The organism is Pseudomonas sp. LBUM1660 (genome assembly GCF_059695935.1).
In genome coordinates, this window is record NZ_CP166795.1 from 5,570,366 (window position 1) to 5,587,069 (window position 16,704).

General features: G+C 60.3%; 16 protein-coding genes. 7 read left to right on the top strand and 9 right to left on the bottom strand.

All coding sequences use genetic code 11. The features are described from left to right. Positions 1-44 precede the first annotated feature (44 nt). Positions 45-1,361, top strand: coding sequence for a bifunctional DedA family/phosphatase PAP2 family protein (locus ACA068_RS25860; RefSeq protein ID WP_497305726.1), 1,317 nt, complete (start codon positions 45-47; stop codon positions 1,359-1,361). Positions 1,362-1,414: 53 nt separating this feature from the next. On the opposite strand, the gene ACA068_RS25865 is transcribed toward ACA068_RS25860, so the two are convergent. The 5 genes from ACA068_RS25865 to ACA068_RS25885 form a co-directional block, all read right to left on the bottom strand. Further along, positions 1,415-1,993 (bottom strand): hypothetical protein, encoded by a 579-nt coding sequence (locus ACA068_RS25865; protein ID WP_497305728.1) that lies wholly within the window; start codon positions 1,991-1,993, stop codon positions 1,415-1,417. Between the two features lie 92 nt (positions 1,994-2,085). After that, positions 2,086-2,301, bottom strand: coding sequence for a hypothetical protein (locus tag ACA068_RS25870; RefSeq protein WP_497305729.1), 216 nt, complete (start codon positions 2,299-2,301; stop codon positions 2,086-2,088). A gap of 113 nt (positions 2,302-2,414) precedes the next feature. Next, positions 2,415-3,005, bottom strand: coding sequence for an LON peptidase substrate-binding domain-containing protein (locus ACA068_RS25875; protein ID WP_497305731.1), 591 nt, complete (start codon positions 3,003-3,005; stop codon positions 2,415-2,417). 10 nt (positions 3,006-3,015) lie between these two features. Further along, complete coding sequence (locus ACA068_RS25880) at positions 3,016-3,732, bottom strand: LrgB family protein (protein WP_497305732.1); 717 nt, start codon at positions 3,730-3,732, stop codon at positions 3,016-3,018. Continuing rightward, positions 3,729-4,091 carry a CidA/LrgA family protein gene (locus ACA068_RS25885; protein ID WP_109635147.1) on the bottom strand — a complete coding sequence of 121 codons (363 nt, stop codon included), beginning with the start codon at positions 4,089-4,091 and terminating at the stop codon, positions 3,729-3,731. The genes ACA068_RS25880 and ACA068_RS25885 overlap by 4 nt, the downstream gene beginning before the upstream one ends. Before the next feature lie 197 nt (positions 4,092-4,288). Between ACA068_RS25885 and ACA068_RS25890 the strand changes: the two genes are divergently transcribed. The 3 genes from ACA068_RS25890 to ACA068_RS25900 all read left to right on the top strand — a co-directional run bounded on the left by ACA068_RS25890 (position 4,289) and on the right by ACA068_RS25900 (position 7,247). Beyond that, positions 4,289-4,744: a MaoC family dehydratase gene (locus tag ACA068_RS25890; RefSeq protein ID WP_010467353.1), complete on the top strand. Its 456-nt coding sequence runs from the start codon at positions 4,289-4,291 to the stop codon at positions 4,742-4,744. 115 nt (positions 4,745-4,859) lie between these two features. Continuing rightward, a complete protein-coding gene (locus tag ACA068_RS25895; RefSeq protein WP_497305734.1) occupies positions 4,860-6,578 on the top strand; it encodes a C13 family peptidase in 1,719 nt (572 codons plus the stop codon). A 27-nt stretch (positions 6,579-6,605) separates the two neighbouring features. Then, complete coding sequence (locus tag ACA068_RS25900) at positions 6,606-7,247, top strand: oxidoreductase (protein ID WP_497305736.1); 642 nt, start codon at positions 6,606-6,608, stop codon at positions 7,245-7,247. Positions 7,248-7,365: 118 nt separating this feature from the next. On the opposite strand, the gene ACA068_RS25905 is transcribed toward ACA068_RS25900, so the two are convergent. From ACA068_RS25905 to ACA068_RS25920, 4 genes are all read right to left on the bottom strand, one after another. After that, positions 7,366-7,650, bottom strand: coding sequence for a YceK/YidQ family lipoprotein (locus tag ACA068_RS25905; RefSeq protein ID WP_497305738.1), 285 nt, complete (start codon positions 7,648-7,650; stop codon positions 7,366-7,368). After that, positions 7,643-8,275, bottom strand: a complete 633-nt coding sequence (gene ubiX / locus ACA068_RS25910; RefSeq protein ID WP_219096022.1) for a flavin prenyltransferase UbiX — start codon at positions 8,273-8,275, stop codon at positions 7,643-7,645. Before ubiX ends, ACA068_RS25905 begins: the two co-directional genes overlap by 8 nt. Then, on the bottom strand, positions 8,272-9,621 hold the full coding sequence (mpl, locus tag ACA068_RS25915; RefSeq protein WP_497305740.1) for a UDP-N-acetylmuramate:L-alanyl-gamma-D-glutamyl-meso-diaminopimelate ligase: 1,350 nt from the start codon (positions 9,619-9,621) through the stop codon (positions 8,272-8,274). Before mpl ends, ubiX begins: the two co-directional genes overlap by 4 nt. 183 nt (positions 9,622-9,804) lie before the next feature. Beyond that, positions 9,805-11,718 (bottom strand): sigma-54-dependent Fis family transcriptional regulator, encoded by a 1,914-nt coding sequence (locus ACA068_RS25920; RefSeq protein WP_497305742.1) that lies wholly within the window; start codon positions 11,716-11,718, stop codon positions 9,805-9,807. 301 nt (positions 11,719-12,019) lie between these two features. Here ACA068_RS25920 and exaC point away from each other — a divergent pair, with 301 nt between their 5' ends. From exaC to ACA068_RS25935, 3 genes are all read left to right on the top strand, one after another. Further along, the gene (gene exaC / locus ACA068_RS25925; RefSeq protein WP_497305744.1) at positions 12,020-13,540 is read left to right on the top strand and encodes an acetaldehyde dehydrogenase ExaC; all 1,521 of its coding nucleotides are present in this window, start codon (positions 12,020-12,022) and stop codon (positions 13,538-13,540) included. A 194-nt stretch (positions 13,541-13,734) separates the two neighbouring features. Then, positions 13,735-15,105, top strand: coding sequence for an ethanolamine permease (gene eat / locus ACA068_RS25930; RefSeq protein ID WP_497305746.1), 1,371 nt, complete (start codon positions 13,735-13,737; stop codon positions 15,103-15,105). Positions 15,106-15,306: 201 nt separating this feature from the next. Continuing rightward, positions 15,307-16,701 carry an ethanolamine ammonia-lyase subunit EutB gene (locus ACA068_RS25935; protein ID WP_497305748.1) on the top strand — a complete coding sequence of 465 codons (1,395 nt, stop codon included), beginning with the start codon at positions 15,307-15,309 and terminating at the stop codon, positions 16,699-16,701. The last annotated feature ends 3 nt before the right edge of the window (positions 16,702-16,704 follow it).

The window sequence follows — 16,704 nt, forward strand, 5'->3', positions numbered from 1 at the left end:
CGTTCGTCCCATGGGACCAATGAACATCAGAGGGAGTTGTTTTTATGGGCCCATGGCTCGATAGCGTGACCGGTTGGCTGGCGGCTAACCCGCAATGGCTGGCTGCGGCGGTGTTCATTGTGGCTTTTGTCGAGTGCCTGGCGATTGCCGGGTTGATCGTGCCTGGCACAGTGTTGCTGTTCGCCGTGGCGGTACTGGCCGGCAGCGGGGCGCTGTCATTGAGCGAAACGCTTTTGCTGGGGTTTGTCGCTGGCGTGCTGGGCGACATCGTTTCGTACTTCATCGGTCGACATTTCCACCAGAACATCCGGCGGCTGCCGGGGTTGCGCCACCATCCGGAATGGATCGCCGGCGCCGAGGCGTATTTCCAGCGCTACGGTATTGCCAGCCTGCTGGTCGGACGCTTTATCGGCCCGCTACGCCCGATGCTACCGATGGTCGCCGGGATGTTCGACATGCCGTTCCCGCGCTTCGCCGCTGTCAGCTTGCTGGCCGCCGCGGGCTGGAGCGTCGCTTACTTGCTGCCTGGCTGGGCCACGGGCGCGGCGATTCGCTTGCCATTGCCCGAAGGTTTCTGGCCTGAAGCAGGGATCGTCGCCGGCAGCATTGCGGTAATGATCGGCTTGAGCGTGACCAGCAGTCTGCGCCGCCATCGCCACGCCACCGCCTATATAGCCAGCCTCGGCCTGTTGATTCTGGCGGGGCTGTTTATCGGCTACCCGCACCTGACCGCGCTCGATCAAGGCGTGATGACCCTGGTTCAGGAACACCGCAGCCCGATGCTCGATGAAGTGGCCGTCACCTTCACGCTGATCGGAGAGTTCCGCAACATGCTGGTGTTCAGCGCCCTGCTGACCGGATTGCTGCTGCTCACCCGGCAGTGGCGCCAGGCGATTTTTGCCGGTAGCGCCCTGCTCTTCACCGCCCTCGGCAACACGTTTACCAAGCAATTTTTCGCCCGCATACGCCCGGAAGTACTCAGTGATCCGCTGACCAGCTACAGCATGCCCAGCGGCCACGCTTCGGGCTCCTTCGCGTTGTTCCTGGCCCTCGCCGTGCTGGCCGGTCGCGGTCAGCCGCCGCGGATGCGCCTGACCTGGTTGCTGCTGGGTTGTTTGCCGGCCCTGGCGATTGCCCTGTCCCGGGTGTACCTGGGCGCGCACTGGCCAACGGATATACTGGCCGGCGCGATGCTGGCGGCGTGCGTGTGTGCCGCCAGCCTGTGGCTGAGCCAGCGCCAGACACCGCTCAATGCCATGCCGCCCAAGGTCTGGTGGCTGATATTGCCGGTGATGGTGGCGCTGTTCGGGTTCTTTGCATTGCGGCATCTGCCGCATGCGATGTTGAGATATGCCTATTAGGCTAATACCTAATGAGGTACACGCCATCAGAGTGCAGGACTGATGGCGTTCTTTTACTTGCGCACCTCGCCCGGCTTATCAACAATCTTGATCACGAAGTTGACAGGGGCATTATTGAACGCGTCATGCTTGGTGGCGTTTGGATCAACATCTTTAAAATGCACTTTCCCCTTGTCGTCAGCGAGATAGAGCGGCCGACTATTAAGCTCACTCACGAGCTGCACATACACAGGACCGGCAACAAGATCATCAAAACCAGCTCGCTCCACCCCGTGCTTGCGTATGGAAAAACTGGAACCTTCCAAACCGCCATTCATGTAAAGATGATGGGTTCCGGCATCAACCGTTAAACGACTACCTTCATAGGCACCTCGAATAACGGCCAGAACTTCATATTTGCCAGCCTTGGGCACAAATTTCAACAACAAGGGTTTGTCATCCTCATGATCGGCCAGCGTCAGAATACTTGCACTGTCGTGACTCGCCAACGCCACCTCCACGTCCAGGCGCTCGCGCCGGGTGATTCGCGGGTCGCGCAGCCGAAGCTTCAGGCGCTGCTGGTTGAGTACCACCGGCATGCCGTTGACGTAAAGATTAGCGGTAAATGCGTTGCTTTGATTTTCCAGAGACATGGATCACCTCAATGTGCTTTTCACACAATTCTTGTTTTTTCAGCAATACGTGCGGAATTCAGTCCGTTGCCGAATATTTTATAAGTCGTGTACTAAATGGCCGCCGGGGCGTCTGAAACATCGGCAGCCGTTCCGGAGACTGAAAGTTTTACTCGCTTGCGCTTACGGCGCGCGACAACCATTGAATCTGCATAGTAAGCAGCGGCGTAAATAATATTAGCCGTATTAGACTCGGTGCCCGCGTGCTTTAAAATATAACGCCCGGCAATATCATCCCAAAACACCCATTCATCTTCATAAATTGTCATAACCACATCCATATAGTTAACAGTTAATTCGCCTCATGCGAATAGCTGCAAACTACTGATTGAGCTTTACGAAGACAATAGTGGCGAACCAGACAACTTAATACAAAGTACAACTAGGCAAACAACTCACCCTGCAACTCATCCAACAACGCCTGAATCGCATCCAGCCGCTGCTGGGGATCATCGAGTTGCAGCAGGTCGATCTTGTCCACTTCGGCAAATGGCAGCAGATAGGCCAGCTGATTCGCCAGCGACTGTTGCCCGGTCGCTTCGGTGCCCATGTTCAACGCCTCGACCATCGGGTGTTCGGCCAAGGCTTTGAGCAGGGCGACCAGGTCCGCGTCTTCATCCTGCAGCGGCTGTTCAGGTTCATCTTCCAGCCATTCGATGTCAGCGAGGGTCAACTGATCGCGCTGCACTTCGGTGCGCAACACATGAAAACGCCGCCCACCCTGCACCCGAATCCCCAGCAGGCCATTGTCCTGTTGTTTGAAATCAGTGATCAACGCTTCGCAGCCCACCAGCGCATAGCCGGCCGGTGCGATGCCCACTTCTTCGCCGTCGAGAATGCACACCACGCCGAAGCCGCCGCCCTGTTTCATGCAGCGGCTGATCATGTCCAGGTAGCGCGCCTCGAAGATCTGCAAGTCGAGGATGCAGCCAGGAAACAGCACTGTGTTCAACGGAAAAAGCGGCAAGTTCATAGACATTTCCTTACACCACCATCGACACCGCCAACGGCAGGAACACCGCCGTGGCCACACCCATCAGACTCATCGCCAGCGCCGCGAAGGCGCCGCATTCTTCACTTTCCTGCAAGGCCACCGACGTGCCGACCGCATGGGCGGTCATGCCCAGCGCCATGCCCCGGGCTTCAGGGCTGTGCACGCCCAGCCGGGTCAACAGACTCGGGCCGAAGATCGCACCGATCACGCCGGTGATCAACACGAACACCGCGGCCAACGCCGCGACACCACCGATCTGCTCGGCCACCAACATGGCAATCGGCGACGTCACTGACTTCGGCGCCATGGTCATCAGAATCATGTGTTCGGCGCCAAACCACCAGCCCAACAACACGCCCATGCCCGTGGCAACCACGCCGCCTATCACCAGCGTAGTAAATATCGGCCAGAACAACTGCCGAATGCGTCGCAGATTGAGGTACAGCGGCACTGCCAGCGCAACGGTCGCAGGTCCGAGCAAGATGCTGAGGATCTCGGTGCTCTTGCGGTACTCGGCAAAGGTGATCCCGCACACCGTCAGCACGCCGATCACCAACAACATGGAGACCAGCACCGGCTGCAGAAAGACCCAGCGGGTTTTCTCAAAAGCTGCCAGCACCAGCTGATAAGCGCCCAACGTAATGCCGATGCCGAACAACGGGTGATGAATCACCGAATCCAGCGCGCCGTGCCAATCGAGGATCATGGGCGATCTCCGCGATGGGCATGACGCTTGACCATGCGCTGCATCAGCACCCCGGCAAACGCCATGGACAACACCAGCGACAACACGAGCGCGCCGACGATGGCCCAGAAGTCCGCGGCGATGTCCTTGGCATAAACCATCACGCCAACGGCCGGCGGCACCAGCAGCAAGGGCAAATAACGCAGAAGGCTGCTGGCCGCCAGGTTCAGCGGCTCGCCAACTTGCCCGCGCGAAATCAGGTACACCAGCAACAGCAACAGGCCGACAATCGGCCCCGGCAGCACCGGCAAAAACAAATGGTTGATGGCTGTGCCCAGCAATTGGAACAGCACCAGCCAGGTCAGGCCACGTAACAACATCCAGCATCTCCCGCACGCGCTCCCCACCAAAAAGGGGCCGGGCATTATAAGCACGTCAACGCTATGGATCGGCATTCGCCAAAAGCATGGTCAGTTGACCGGAGCAATTTGCCATGTTGATCTAAAGTGGTTCACAGGGAGGCCAAATCCCCCCACTCGAAAAACTATAAATCCGATGAAACCCAAGGAGAGTCTCAATGCCCTATGTTCCCGTTGCAGAGCTCAAAGATTATGTCGGCAAGGAACTCGGACGTTCCGAATGGCTCACCATCGATCAGGAGCGCATCAACCTGTTCGCAGAAGCCACAGGCGATTATCAGTTTATTCACGTCGACCCGGTCAAAGCCGCGCAAACGCCATTTGGCAGCACCATTGCACACGGATTCCTGTCGCTGTCGCTGATCCCGAAACTGATGGAAGACATCCTGATCCTCCCTCAAGGGGCGAAGATGGTGGTCAACTATGGGCTGGACAGCGTGCGTTTCATCCAGCCAGTGAAGGTCAACTCCAGGGTTCGGCTCAAGGTCGACATGAACGAAGTCATCGAGAAGAAACCCGGCCAATGGCTGCTCAAAGCCACCGCCACGCTTGAAATCGAAGGATCGGACAAACCGGCGTATATCGCCGAGCCGCTGTCCCTCTGTTTCGTCTGACACAGGCCTGATTGCGAAACAGCTCACGCTGTTTCGCGCCGTGTCTCTGCCGTGTCTCTATAAATGCGACACATAGCTGCGGCATACTCCGTCGCATAATTGCCCGGATCCCGCTATGCGCTCACTTGCACTCCTCGCCTTGACACTGTTGCTCACCGCTTGCGGCGATGGCGAATCGCTGCTGCCCCCGGATGCCCGCTTGCCGGACGGCGGGCGCTATCGCGGTGATCTGGTCAACGGTTTGTTGCAAGGCCAGGGCCGCATCGACTACCCCAACGGTAGCTGGTACGCCGGCGAGTTCGACAAGGGGCAATGGCATGGACAGGGCGAATGGCATGGCAGCAACGGCGAGGTCTATCGCGGCCAATTCAATCAAGGCCTGTTCGACGACAAGGGCACACTGACCACCAGCGGCAGCAGCTACACCGGCGGATTCAAACTTGGTCGCCGTGACGGTGAAGGCACGCTCAAAGAAAACGCGATGACCTATCGCGGTGAATTCAAGGCCGATCAATATTCAGGGCTCGGTCGTCTAGAACTCGACGACGGCAGCACCTACCAGGGCCAGTTCGCCCACGGCAAACCCAACGGTGAAGGCCAGCGCGGCGACGCCAGCGGCAATCAGTTCACCGGGCACTTCAAAGACGGTCAGCTGGAAGGCAACGGGACCTTCAACAGCGCCGACGGCGACATCTATGTCGGTGGCTTCAAGAACAATCAACTGCACGGCAAGGGCCGCTACGAAAACGCCGACGGCGATGTCTGGCTGGGCCAGTTCAAGGAAGGCTCGCTGAACGGCAAGGGCGAGTTGATCGGCGCTGACGGCAGCCATTACATCGGCCAGTTCAGCGACTGGCGCTTTACCGGCCAGGGTCGATTGAACCTGCCCGATGGCAGCTTCTACATCGGCCAGTTCGACAGTGACAGCTACTCGGGGCGCGGCACCTTGGTGCTCACTGATGGCACGGTACAAAGCGGTACGTGGATCAATGGCCAGCGTGTTCGCGATGCCGATGGCAAGTTGCTGCCCGACACCCTGGAACTCGGCTTGCTGGCCCAAGGCCGGCTGCTCGATGACGCCTTGACCAACGTGCCGGCCTCGACCCCGGTGGTCGAGCTGTACACCTTGACCCTGGGCGGCGACGGCAAGCAGAGCGTGTTCCTGCGCGAGTCCGATTACGTCAGCAACATGCTCAGCAGCCGCTTCGGCGCCTTCGGCCAGATCCGCCTGGTGAACCATCGCGATCACCTCGTCGACCGACCGATGGCCACCCGGGAAAACCTGCGCCGCGCCGCGATGACCCTGGCCGAACGCAGTGGCCCGGAAGACTTGATCTTCATCTACCTGACCAGCCATGGCAGCAGCGAACATGAGCTGGTGCTCGATCAGCCGCGCATGGAGTTGGCCGACCTGCCGGCCGACGAACTCGCCGCCGTGCTCGCGCCGCTGAAAAATCGCGACAAGATCGTGGTGATTTCGTCCTGCTATTCCGGCGGCTTCATCCCCGCGCTCAAGGATGAACGCACGCTGATCATGACCGCATCGCGCGCTGATCGGGTGTCCTTCGGTTGCTCGGAAGAAGCCAACTTCACCTACTTCGGCGATGCGCTGTTCGCCAAGGCGCTGAACCAGACCGACGACCTGGAGCAAGCCTTCAAGCTGGCCAAGGCCACGGTGGCGGAACGTGAGCTGGCCGACGGCTTCGAAGCCTCTGAACCGCAGATCTGGGCGCCGAAAACGGTCCTCTCGCACTGGCAGCTTTTACGCAAACAGCAGGCACGAAAAGCGCTACAAAGTGTCTCTATCAGCAGCAAGGACGCAAAGAGCAACTAAGCTGAACAGTATCAAGGGGGAAACACTATGTACTTGACGCCTCAGCATGTATTGCTTGCCGGAGCTACCGGATTAACCGGTGAGCATTTGCTTGATCGACTGCTCAATGAGCCAACGATTTCAAGGGTACTGGCTCCCTCACGCCGGCCGCTGGCTGAGCATCCCCATCTGGAAAACCCGGTCGGCGACCCTGCGGTGTTTCTGCCGCAACTGAACGGTCGCGTCGACATCGCCTACTGCTGCCTCGGCACCACGATCAAACAGGCCGGCTCGGAACAGGCGTTTCGCGCAGTGGACCTGGACATGGTGGTGGCGTTCGCCAAACGAGCAAGGGAAATGGGCGCACGGCACCTGATCGTGATCAGTGCCTTGGGGGCCGATCGCAGATCCTCGGTTTTCTACAACAGGGTCAAAGGCGAGATGGAATACGCATTGCGCGCGCAGGACTGGCCGCAGCTGACCATTTGCCGACCTTCCATGTTGCTGGGCGAACGACTCGAACCGCGCACGGTCGAGCAACTTGTCGGACCGTTGTCGCGCTTGATCCCCGGAAAATACCGCGGCATCGAGGCCTGCCAACTGGCCCGCGCCATGTGGCGGCTGGCGCTGGAAGAGCAGGATGGGTTGCGGATTGTCGAGTCGGATGAACTACGCAAGTTAGGCAAATAATCCTGTGGTGTCTGAGCGGGCGCCTTCGCGGGCAAGCCTCGCTCCTACACAGGCAACGGAGAACCTGTAGGAGCGAGGCTTGCTCCCGAAGAGCGCAACACCGATTCAAATCCGAACGCTACAACCCACCCGTCGCCTGAAAACTCACCCCGATCACCGTCAGCAATGACAACGGCAATAACAGTGTGTCGAGCAACGCGCTGGCTGGCAGGTCGACGCCGGGGTAGCTCGGCGCTTCGGCGCCAAACCGGTCCATCGCGCAGCAACCGCCATTCATGGCATACAAATCCAGACGCGTCCCCGCATACACCACCGGAGCGCCCGGCTTGGCCGCGTCCAGCGTGCGCGCCGTGGCGCAACCCGTCAGTTGCAGCGCCAGCAGAACAATCAGCAGCTTATTCATCGCTGCTCAAATGGTGTTCGCCCCAGCGCGGCAGCATGTCTTGCGGGATGTTCAGCAGGTTGAGAATCCGTGCCACGACAAAGTCGATCAAGTCATCGATCGTCTGCGGCTGATGATAGAAGCCCGGCGATGCAGGCAAAATCGTCACACCCATGTTCGACAGCTTGAGCATGTGCTCCAGATGAATGCTCGAATACGGCGCTTCACGCGGCACCAGAATCAGCTGGCGACGCTCTTTCAACGTCACATCGGCAGCCCGCTCGATCAGGTTGTTGCAGGCACCGGTCGCGATCGCCGACAAGGTTCCGGTGGAACACGGCACCACCACCATCGCCGCGGGCGCACCGGAACCCGAAGCCACTGGCGACATCCAGTCTTCCTTGCCGTACACCTTGATCTGGCCGGCGGCCGCGCCGGTGTATTCGGTGAGGAAGGCCTGCATCGTCTGCGGTTTGGCCGGCAGCGACACGTCAGTCTCGGTGGCCATCACCAATTGCGCCGCCTTGGAGATCAGGAAATGCACCTCGCGGTCTTCGCGGATCAGGCAATCGAGCAGACGTAAACCATACTGGGCGCCCGAAGCGCCGGTCATCGCCAGGGTGATGCGTTCCGGGCCGTTGTTCATTGCAGCGCCTCGGCGAGTTTGCCGTGCAGGCCGCCGAAGCCGCCGTTGCTCATGATCACCACATGGGTGCCGGGCTGAGCCTGGCTCTTCACGCGCTCGATGATGCCTTCCAGGGAATCGCTGACGATCGATGGCACCGTGCACAGCGCAGCGGTCGCGCCCAGGTCCCAACCGAGGTTGGCGGGGGCATACCAGATCACTTGATCGGCATCGACCACGCTTTCCGGCAGGCCGTCGCGGTGAGCGCCGAGCTTCATGGAATTGGAGCGCGGCTCGATGATCGCGATCAACGGTGCATCACCGATGCGTTTGCGCAAGCCGTCGAGGGTCGTGGCGATGGCGGTCGGATGGTGAGCGAAATCGTCGTAAATGGTGATGCCACGGACTTCCGCGACTTTCTCCATCCGGCGTTTCACGCTTTTGAACGCGCTCAATGCAGCGATACCCATGGCAGGCACCACGCCAACATGGCGAGCCGCTGCCAATGTGGCCAGGGCGTTGGCGACGTTGTGCTGACCGGTCATGTCCCAATCGACCACGCCTTGGGCGACGCCTTCGAACATCACTTCAAACTTCGAGCCGTCTTCGCTCAGCAGTTTGACCTGCCACTGACCGCCGGCACCGGTGGTTTGCACCGGGGTCCAGCAACCCATCTCAATGACGCGCTGCAACGCCGGCTCGGTGGTCGGGTGAATCACCAGGCCTTCGCTCGGGATGGTCCGCACCAAGTGGTGGAATTGCCGCTCGATGGCAGGCAGATCCGGGAAGATGTCCGCGTGATCGTATTCCAGGTTATTCAGGATGGCCGTGCGTGGGCGGTAGTGAACGAACTTGGAGCGCTTGTCGAAGAACGCGCTGTCGTACTCGTCGGCTTCGATGACGAAGAACGGTGTGTCACCCAGACGCGCCGACACCGAGAAGTTTTGCGGCACGCCGCCGATCAGGAAACCCGGGCTCATGCCCGCATGTTCCAGCACCCAGGCGAGCATGCTGCTGGTGGTGGTTTTGCCATGGGTGCCAGCGACGGCCAAGACCCAGCGACCTTGCAGCACGTGGTCGGCCAGCCATTGCGGACCGGAGACGTAAGGCAGGCCTTTGTTCAGCACGTATTCAACGGCCGGGTTGCCCCGGGACATGGCGTTGCCGACCACCACCAGATCCGGCGCCGGATCGAGTTGGGCGGGGTCGTAGCCTTGGGTCAACTCAATGCCCTGCGCTTCAAGCTGAGTGCTCATCGGCGGATAGACGTTGGCATCGGAGCCCGTCACGTGATGGCCCAGCTCTTTGGCCAGAACCGCCATCGAACCCATGAAAGTGCCGCAGATACCAAGAATATGAATGTGCATAGTCGACCTCGTAAAACATGGCCGCAGGTTAGCGTAGGGAGGGGAAAATCGCACCTTTGTTTCGGGTCAACGCAAAACCCGTAGGAGCGAGGCTTGCCCGCGAAGGCCATAACACGGTTCCGCTAATACACCGCGTAATCGTTCTTCGCGGGCAAGCCTCGCTCCTACAGTGGTACGGCGTGCCTAGCGGGCGATACCGTGTTTGCGCAGTTTTCGATAGAGGGTATTACGGCTGACGCCGAGCTGCTCAGCGGTATGGGTCATGTGCCAACGCGTCTGCTCCAGCGCATTGAGCAACGCCAGGCGCTCGGCATCGTCCAGTGGATGTTCGGAAGGCTCTTCAACCGCCACAACCGGCACCGGTCGAACCTGACGAATCATCATCGGCAAATCCTCCAGCCCGATCCGCCCGTCATCACACAACGCCGCCAAGGTGCGCAGTACGTTGCGCAACTGCCGCACGTTCCCTGGCCAGGCGAAACCCAACAAGGCTTGGCGTGCCGGGCCGTCGATCTGCACGGTTTCCCCGCCCGCTTCTTCGGCAAGCAGGAAATCAAGCAACTGCGATTTATCACTGCGTTCACGCAACGCCGGCAACGCAATCTCCAGCCCATTGAGCCGGTAATACAAATCCTCCCGAAAGCTGCCGTCCTGCACCCGCTCCAATAAGTTACGGTGTGTGGCGCTGATGATCCGCACGTTGACCGACTCGGGCTCGCCGCCAATCGGTACCACCTGACGATCTTCCAGCACCCTTAATAGCCGGGTTTGCAACGCCAACGGCATGTCGCCGATTTCATCGAGGAACAGCGTGCCGCCGTCCGCCTGCTGCAACTTGCCGCGCATGCCTTCCTTGCGCGCGCCGGTGAAGCTGCCGCCGCGATAACCAAACAGTTCGCTCTCGATCAGGCTTTCAGGGATCGCCGCGCAGTTCAGGGCGACGAACGCTTTCTCGGCCCGCTGGCTGGCCTGATGCACGGCTTTGGCAAAGGCCTCTTTGCCGGAACCGGTTTCGCCATTGATCAACAGCGGCACGTCTCGCTCGAAGACTCTCAAGGATTTGCGGAAATCTTCCTGCAACGCGGCATCGCCCAGGCAGATGCCCGACAGGCGCGGACGCTCGGCAATCGCCGTGCCGGGCACCACCGGCACCGGAATGCTGCGCGGCTGCCCGCGCAACACGGCAAACAGGCTCCGCCCGTCACGGGTGCGCAATGGCCAACTGGCGCTGGCGTTGACACTTGCGCGGCCGAGCAAGTCATCCAGCGAGCAATCGAAAAATACCTCGACCGGCTTGCCCAGCAATCCGCCGCGAATGTGCCCCAGCAGGTTCAGCGCACTCTGGTTGACCGCGCTGATGCGCCCTTCCCCGTCGAACGCCAGCAATCCTTCGCTGAACAACCCGACGGACTCCGCCTGCAAGTGAAAACGCAGCAACCATTGATTGTCGAAGTAGCGCAGGAAATAGCAGCTCTCGATCATCTTCGCCGAGAGATTGACCAGGGCCATGGTGTGGAACTGGCTTTGACGTGAGACTTCGTGACGCGCCGAGGACACGTCGAGCACCGCCAGCAGCTCGCCGTGAGGGTCGAACACAGGGCTCGCCGAACAGGTCAGGCCGGTGTGGCGGCCGCGAAAGTGTTCGTCCTGGTGGATGGTCAGCGACTGGCGCTCGACCAGGCAGGTGCCGATGCCGTTGGTGCCTTCGCACGCTTCGCTCCAGTCGGCGCCGAGCCACAGGCCGGCGCGCTCGAAGATCTTGCGCTCGGCAGGCGCGGTGACGCAGTTGAGGATCACCCCGCGGGCGTCGGTCAGAAGCACGGCATGACCGGCACCGGAGAGTTGCTGATGCAGGCTGGTCATTTCGTTGCCGGCGATGTGCAGCACTTGCTGCAAGCGTTCGCGGCTTTCGAGTACGCGGCCGTGCTCCAGCACCGTCGGTGCCATCGTCAGGGCCGGGTCGAGGTGATAATCCTCAAGACAACGCAACCAGGAGCGGGCGATGGACGGGTCGCTGCCAGGACCGTGCAGGTGGGATTTGCCCTGGGTTACGGTCAAGACTTGCTGGGCATGGCGACTCAAATGGTTGTCGTGCATTTCTTATTATTCTCCCCGAGAGCTCGGCGACCCGTGGTTGAGGTGATGCCGAGCATCCTCCAGCCTAGCCTGCATTGCAATGCTGGCAAGACCGCCCGGTCACAGGTTGCGCCAGAAGCGGTACAAAGTGTCACCAGGGCTGTACCGAAAGCGTCACAGGCAGCGTCCGCCGGTCCGACAAAAACCGCGTAAAGCCTTGATTTGTCTGACCTGCAAGGCAGTGGCCCGACCTTTGCTCTACGCTTATAACAAGCGCACAAGCGCTCTCTCTTATAAGTACAAAAGCCAAGGAGAAAACATCATGCGTTACGCTCACCCCGGTACTGAAGGCGCTATCGTTTCGTTCAAGAGCAAATACGGTAACTACATCGGCGGCGAGTTCGTCGCGCCTGTCAAAGGTCAGTACTTCACCAATACCTCGCCAGTAAATGGCCAACCGATTGCCGAATTCCCGCGCTCCACGGCCGAAGACATCGACAAAGCCCTGGACGCTGCCCACGCGGCTGCCGATGCCTGGGGCGCCACGTCCGTCCAGGCTCGCTCGCTGGTGCTGCTGAAAATCGCCGACCGCATCGAGCAGAACCTGGAATTGCTGGCGATCACTGAATCCTGGGACAACGGCAAAGCCGTGCGTGAAACCCTCAACGCCGACATCCCGCTGGCCGCTGACCATTTCCGCTACTTCGCCGGTTGCATCCGCGCTCAGGAAGGCAGCGCCGCCGAGATCGATGGCAACACTGTTGCGTATCACATCCACGAACCACTGGGCGTGGTCGGCCAGATCATCCCGTGGAACTTCCCGATCCTGATGGCCGCCTGGAAACTCGCCCCGGCCCTGGCTGCCGGTAACTGCGTGGTGCTCAAGCCTGCCGAACAAACCCCGCTGGGCATTACTGTGCTGATGGAGCTGATCGGCGACCTGCTGCCGCCGGGCGTGCTCAACGTGGTGCAAGGCTTCGGCAAAGAAGCCGGCGAGGCCCTGGCCACCAGCAAACGCATCGCCAAGATCGCCTTCACCGGCTCGACTCCGGTCGGCTCGCACATCATGAAATGCGCCGCCGAAAACATCATTCCGTCCACCGTGGAGCTGGGTGGGAAGTCGCCGAACATCTTCTTCGCCGACATCATGCAAGCCGAAGAAACCTTCATCGAAAAAGCCGCCGAAGGCCTGGTGCTGGCGTTCTTCAACCAGGGCGAAGTGTGCACCTGCCCTTCCCGTGCATTGGTGCAAGAGTCGATCTACGACGACTTCATGAAAGTCGTGATGAAGAAAGTGTTGTCGATCAAGCGTGGCGACCCGCTGGACACCGACACCATGGTCGGCGCCCAGGCGTCCGAGCAGCAATTCGACAAAATCCTTTCGTACCTGGAAATCGCCAAGGGCGAAGGCGCCGAGCTGCTGACCGGCGGCAAGGTGGAAAAACTCGAGGGCAACCTGGCGACCGGGTATTACATCCAGCCGACCCTGCTCAAGGGCACCAACAAAATGCGTGTGTTCCAGGAAGAAATCTTTGGCCCGGTGGTGAGCATCACCACGTTCAAGGACGAAGCCGAAGCCCTGGCGATCGCCAACGACACCGAGTTCGGCCTGGGTGCCGGCCTCTGGACCCGCGACATCAACCGCGCCTACCGCATGGGCCGCGCCATCAAGGCCGGTCGCGTGTGGACCAACTGCTACCACCTGTACCCGGCACACGCCGCGTTTGGCGGTTACAAAAAGTCCGGCGTCGGCCGTGAAACCCACAAGATGATGCTCGATCACTATCAGCAGACTAAAAACCTGCTGGTGAGCTACGACATCAATCCGTTGGGCTTCTTCTAAAGCGGCGCGACACCGCGTAACGGCTTTCGCGGGCAAGCCTCGCTCCTACAAGAGCCTGGTTTGCTCGCGATGGCGCCCCCCTCACACCTAACATCGCCCTGCCGCTCTGGCACGGGCTTTGCGTGCCCGCTCTACACGAAAACGTCGTACCGCAAGTCCAACAGATCAAACAATAAAAAAGACAGCGAGGACTTATGACTTCTTCCACACAGCTCAAACCCACACTCGGCACCCTGCATCTATGGGGCATTGCCGTCGGCCTGGTGATTTCCGGCGAGTACTTCGGCTGGAGTTATGGCTGGGGCACCGCAGGCACCCTGGGTTTCCTCGTCACCGCATTGATGGTGGCGACGATGTACACCTGCTTCATCTTCAGTTTCACCGAACTGACCACCGCCATTCCTCACGCTGGCGGGCCGTTTGCCTACAGCCGTCGGGCCTTTGGTGAGAAAGGCGGATTGATCGCCGGCATCGCCACCCTGATCGAATTCGTCTTTGCGCCCCCGGCCATCGCCATGGCCATCGGCGCTTACCTCAACGTGCAATACCCCGAACTTGATCCCAAGCTCGCGGCCGTTGGCGCGTATTTCGTGTTCATGGGCCTGAACATTCTCGGCGTCAGCATCGCCGCCACCTTCGAACTGGTGGTCACCGTGCTGGCAGTCGCCGAATTGCTGGTGTTCATGGGCGTCGTTGCGCCGGGCTTCAGCTTCAGTAATTTCGCACTTAACGGCTGGTCGGGCGCCAACGAGTTCACCATGGGCTCGATCCCCGGCATCTTTGCGGCGATCCCCTTTGCGATCTGGTTTTTCCTGGCCATTGAAGGCGCGGCGATGGCGGCTGAAGAAGCCAAGGACCCGAAACGCACAATTCCCAGGGCTTATGTCAGCGGCATTCTGACCCTGGTGTTCCTGGCCATCGGCGTAATGGTCATGGCGGGCGGCGTCGGCGACTGGCGCCAACTGTCGAACATCAACGACCCGCTGCCTCAGGCAATGAAAGCGGTGGTCGGCAACAATTCAAGCTGGATGCACATGCTGGTGTGGATCGGCTTGTTTGGCCTGGTGGCCAGTTTCCACGGGATCATCCTTGGCTATTCGCGGCAGTTCTTCGCCCTGGCGCGTGCCGGTTACCTGCCTCGCGGCCTGGCCAAGCTCTCGCGTTTCCAGACCCCGCACCGCGCCATCCTCGCTGGCGGCGTAATCGGCATTGCGGCGATTTACAGCGACGGCCTGGTTAACCTGCAAGGCATGACGCTGACGGCTGCGATGATCACCATGTCGGTATTCGGCGCCATCGTGATGTACATCATCAGTATGCTGAGCCTGTTCAAACTGCGTAAAACCGAACCGAACCTGGAACGCAGCTTCCGCGCGCCGGGCTATCCGATCGTTCCGGGGATCGCGCTGTTTCTGGCGGTGGTGTGCCTGGTGGCGATGGCGTGGTTCAACCCGCTGATCGGGTGCGTGTTCCTCGGCTTCATGGCGGCCGGTTACTTGTATTTCCATCTGACCGCCAAGCAGCGCTTCGACGCACCGGCCGATGCGATGCTCGAAGGCGTCTGAGTTGCACCGGCGCCGGGCCTGTTGTCCGGCGCCTGCCATATAGAAGTGCACGCAGTTCCCCTGTGGGAGCTAGCCTGCTGGCGATTGCGGTCTGACAGTCAGCATCGATTTTGAATGACACACTGCAATCGCCAGCAGGCTGGCTCCCACAAGGGAATGTCAGGGTATCAAGACTTCTACACATCAGGAGGACACCGTCCCATGGCCCAATTTGCCCACTCCGTCGGCGCCCAGACCTACCGCTTCGCGAGTCTCAAGGACGTCATGGCCAAAGCCAGCCCGGCGCGCTCCGGGGATTTCCTGGCCGGCGTCGCCGCCCTCAACGATGGCGAGCGCGTAGCGGCGCAAATGGCCCTGGCTGACATCCCCCTGACTCACTTCCTGCAGGAAGTATTGATTCCTTACGAGACTGATGAGGTCACCCGGCTGATCATCGACACGCATGACAAACACGCGTTTACGGCCGTCAGCCACCTCACCGTCGGCGGTTTTCGCGACTGGCTGCTCAGCGATGCGGCCGAAGAACAGAGCCTGCGCGCCCTGGCGCCCGGCCTGACCCCGGAGATGGTCGCCGCCGTGTCGAAGATCATGCGCGTGCAGGATCTGGTGCTGGTGGCGCAAAAAATCCGCGTGGTCACGAAATTCCGCGGCACGATGGGCTTGCGCGGGAGGTTATCCACGCGCCTGCAACCCAACCACCCCACCGACGAACCGGCCGGCATTGCGGCGAGCATTCTCGACGGCCTGCTGTACGGCAACGGTGACGCGATGATCGGCATCAACCCGGCCACAGACAGCATCGCGTCGATCTGCGCCATGCTGGAAATGCTCGACGCGATCATCCAGCGCTACGAAATCCCGACCCAGGCCTGCGTGCTGACCCACGTCACCACCTCCATCGAGGCGATCAATCGCGGGGTTCCGCTGGACCTGGTGTTCCAGTCGATCGCCGGCACCGAAGCGGCCAACGCGAGTTTCGGCATCAACCTGAATGTCTTGCAGGAAGGTTACGACGCCGGGCTGAGCCTGAATCGCGGCCCCCTGGGCCAGAACCTGATGTATTTCGAAACCGGCCAAGGCAGTGCCCTGTCAGCCAACGCCCACCACGGCATCGATCAACAGACCTGCGAAACCCGCGCCTACGCCGTGGCGCGCCATTTCAAGCCGTTCCTGGTCAACACCGTCGTAGGATTCATCGGCCCGGAATACCTCTACAACGGCAAACAGATCATCCGCGCCGGCCTTGAAGATCACTTCTGCGGCAAGCTATTGGGCGTACCGATGGGCTGCGACATCTGTTACACCAACCACGCCGAAGCCGATCAGGATGACATGGACACCCTGCTGACCCTACTGGGCGTGGCCGGGATCAATTTCATCATGGGCATCCCAGGCTCCGATGACATCATGCTCAACTACCAGACCACCTCGTTCCACGACGCCCTTTACGCTCGCCAGACGCTGGGCCTGAAACCGGCGCCGGAGTTCGAACAATGGCTGGCGAGAATGGGCATCCTGACCCAGACGGACGGCAAGATTCACTTCGGCGACAGCCTGCCGCCAGCCTTCCGCCAAGCGATGGCGCAACTGGGATGAGTG

Bases quoted from the DNA above. Each gene is read 5' to 3' on its own strand.
- ACA068_RS25860 (WP_497305726.1), top strand. From the start codon at position 45: ATGGGCCCATGGCTCGATAGCGTGACCGGTTGGCTGGCGGCTAACCCG.
- ACA068_RS25865 (WP_497305728.1), bottom strand. From the start codon at position 1,993: ATGTCTCTGGAAAATCAAAGCAACGCATTTACCGCTAATCTTTACGTC.
- ACA068_RS25870 (WP_497305729.1), bottom strand. From the start codon at position 2,301: ATGACAATTTATGAAGATGAATGGGTGTTTTGGGATGATATTGCCGGG.
- ACA068_RS25875 (WP_497305731.1), bottom strand. From the start codon at position 3,005: ATGAACTTGCCGCTTTTTCCGTTGAACACAGTGCTGTTTCCTGGCTGC.
- ACA068_RS25880 (WP_497305732.1), bottom strand. From the start codon at position 3,732: ATGATCCTCGATTGGCACGGCGCGCTGGATTCGGTGATTCATCACCCG.
- ACA068_RS25885 (WP_109635147.1), bottom strand. From the start codon at position 4,091: ATGTTGTTACGTGGCCTGACCTGGCTGGTGCTGTTCCAATTGCTGGGC.
- ACA068_RS25890 (WP_010467353.1), top strand. From the start codon at position 4,289: ATGCCCTATGTTCCCGTTGCAGAGCTCAAAGATTATGTCGGCAAGGAA.
- ACA068_RS25895 (WP_497305734.1), top strand. From the start codon at position 4,860: ATGCGCTCACTTGCACTCCTCGCCTTGACACTGTTGCTCACCGCTTGC.
- ACA068_RS25900 (WP_497305736.1), top strand. From the start codon at position 6,606: ATGTACTTGACGCCTCAGCATGTATTGCTTGCCGGAGCTACCGGATTA.
- ACA068_RS25905 (WP_497305738.1), bottom strand. From the start codon at position 7,650: ATGAATAAGCTGCTGATTGTTCTGCTGGCGCTGCAACTGACGGGTTGC.
- ubiX (WP_219096022.1), bottom strand. From the start codon at position 8,275: ATGAACAACGGCCCGGAACGCATCACCCTGGCGATGACCGGCGCTTCG.
- mpl (WP_497305740.1), bottom strand. From the start codon at position 9,621: ATGCACATTCATATTCTTGGTATCTGCGGCACTTTCATGGGTTCGATG.
- ACA068_RS25920 (WP_497305742.1), bottom strand. From the start codon at position 11,718: ATGCACGACAACCATTTGAGTCGCCATGCCCAGCAAGTCTTGACCGTA.
- exaC (WP_497305744.1), top strand. From the start codon at position 12,020: ATGCGTTACGCTCACCCCGGTACTGAAGGCGCTATCGTTTCGTTCAAG.
- eat (WP_497305746.1), top strand. From the start codon at position 13,735: ATGACTTCTTCCACACAGCTCAAACCCACACTCGGCACCCTGCATCTA.
- ACA068_RS25935 (WP_497305748.1), top strand. From the start codon at position 15,307: ATGGCCCAATTTGCCCACTCCGTCGGCGCCCAGACCTACCGCTTCGCG.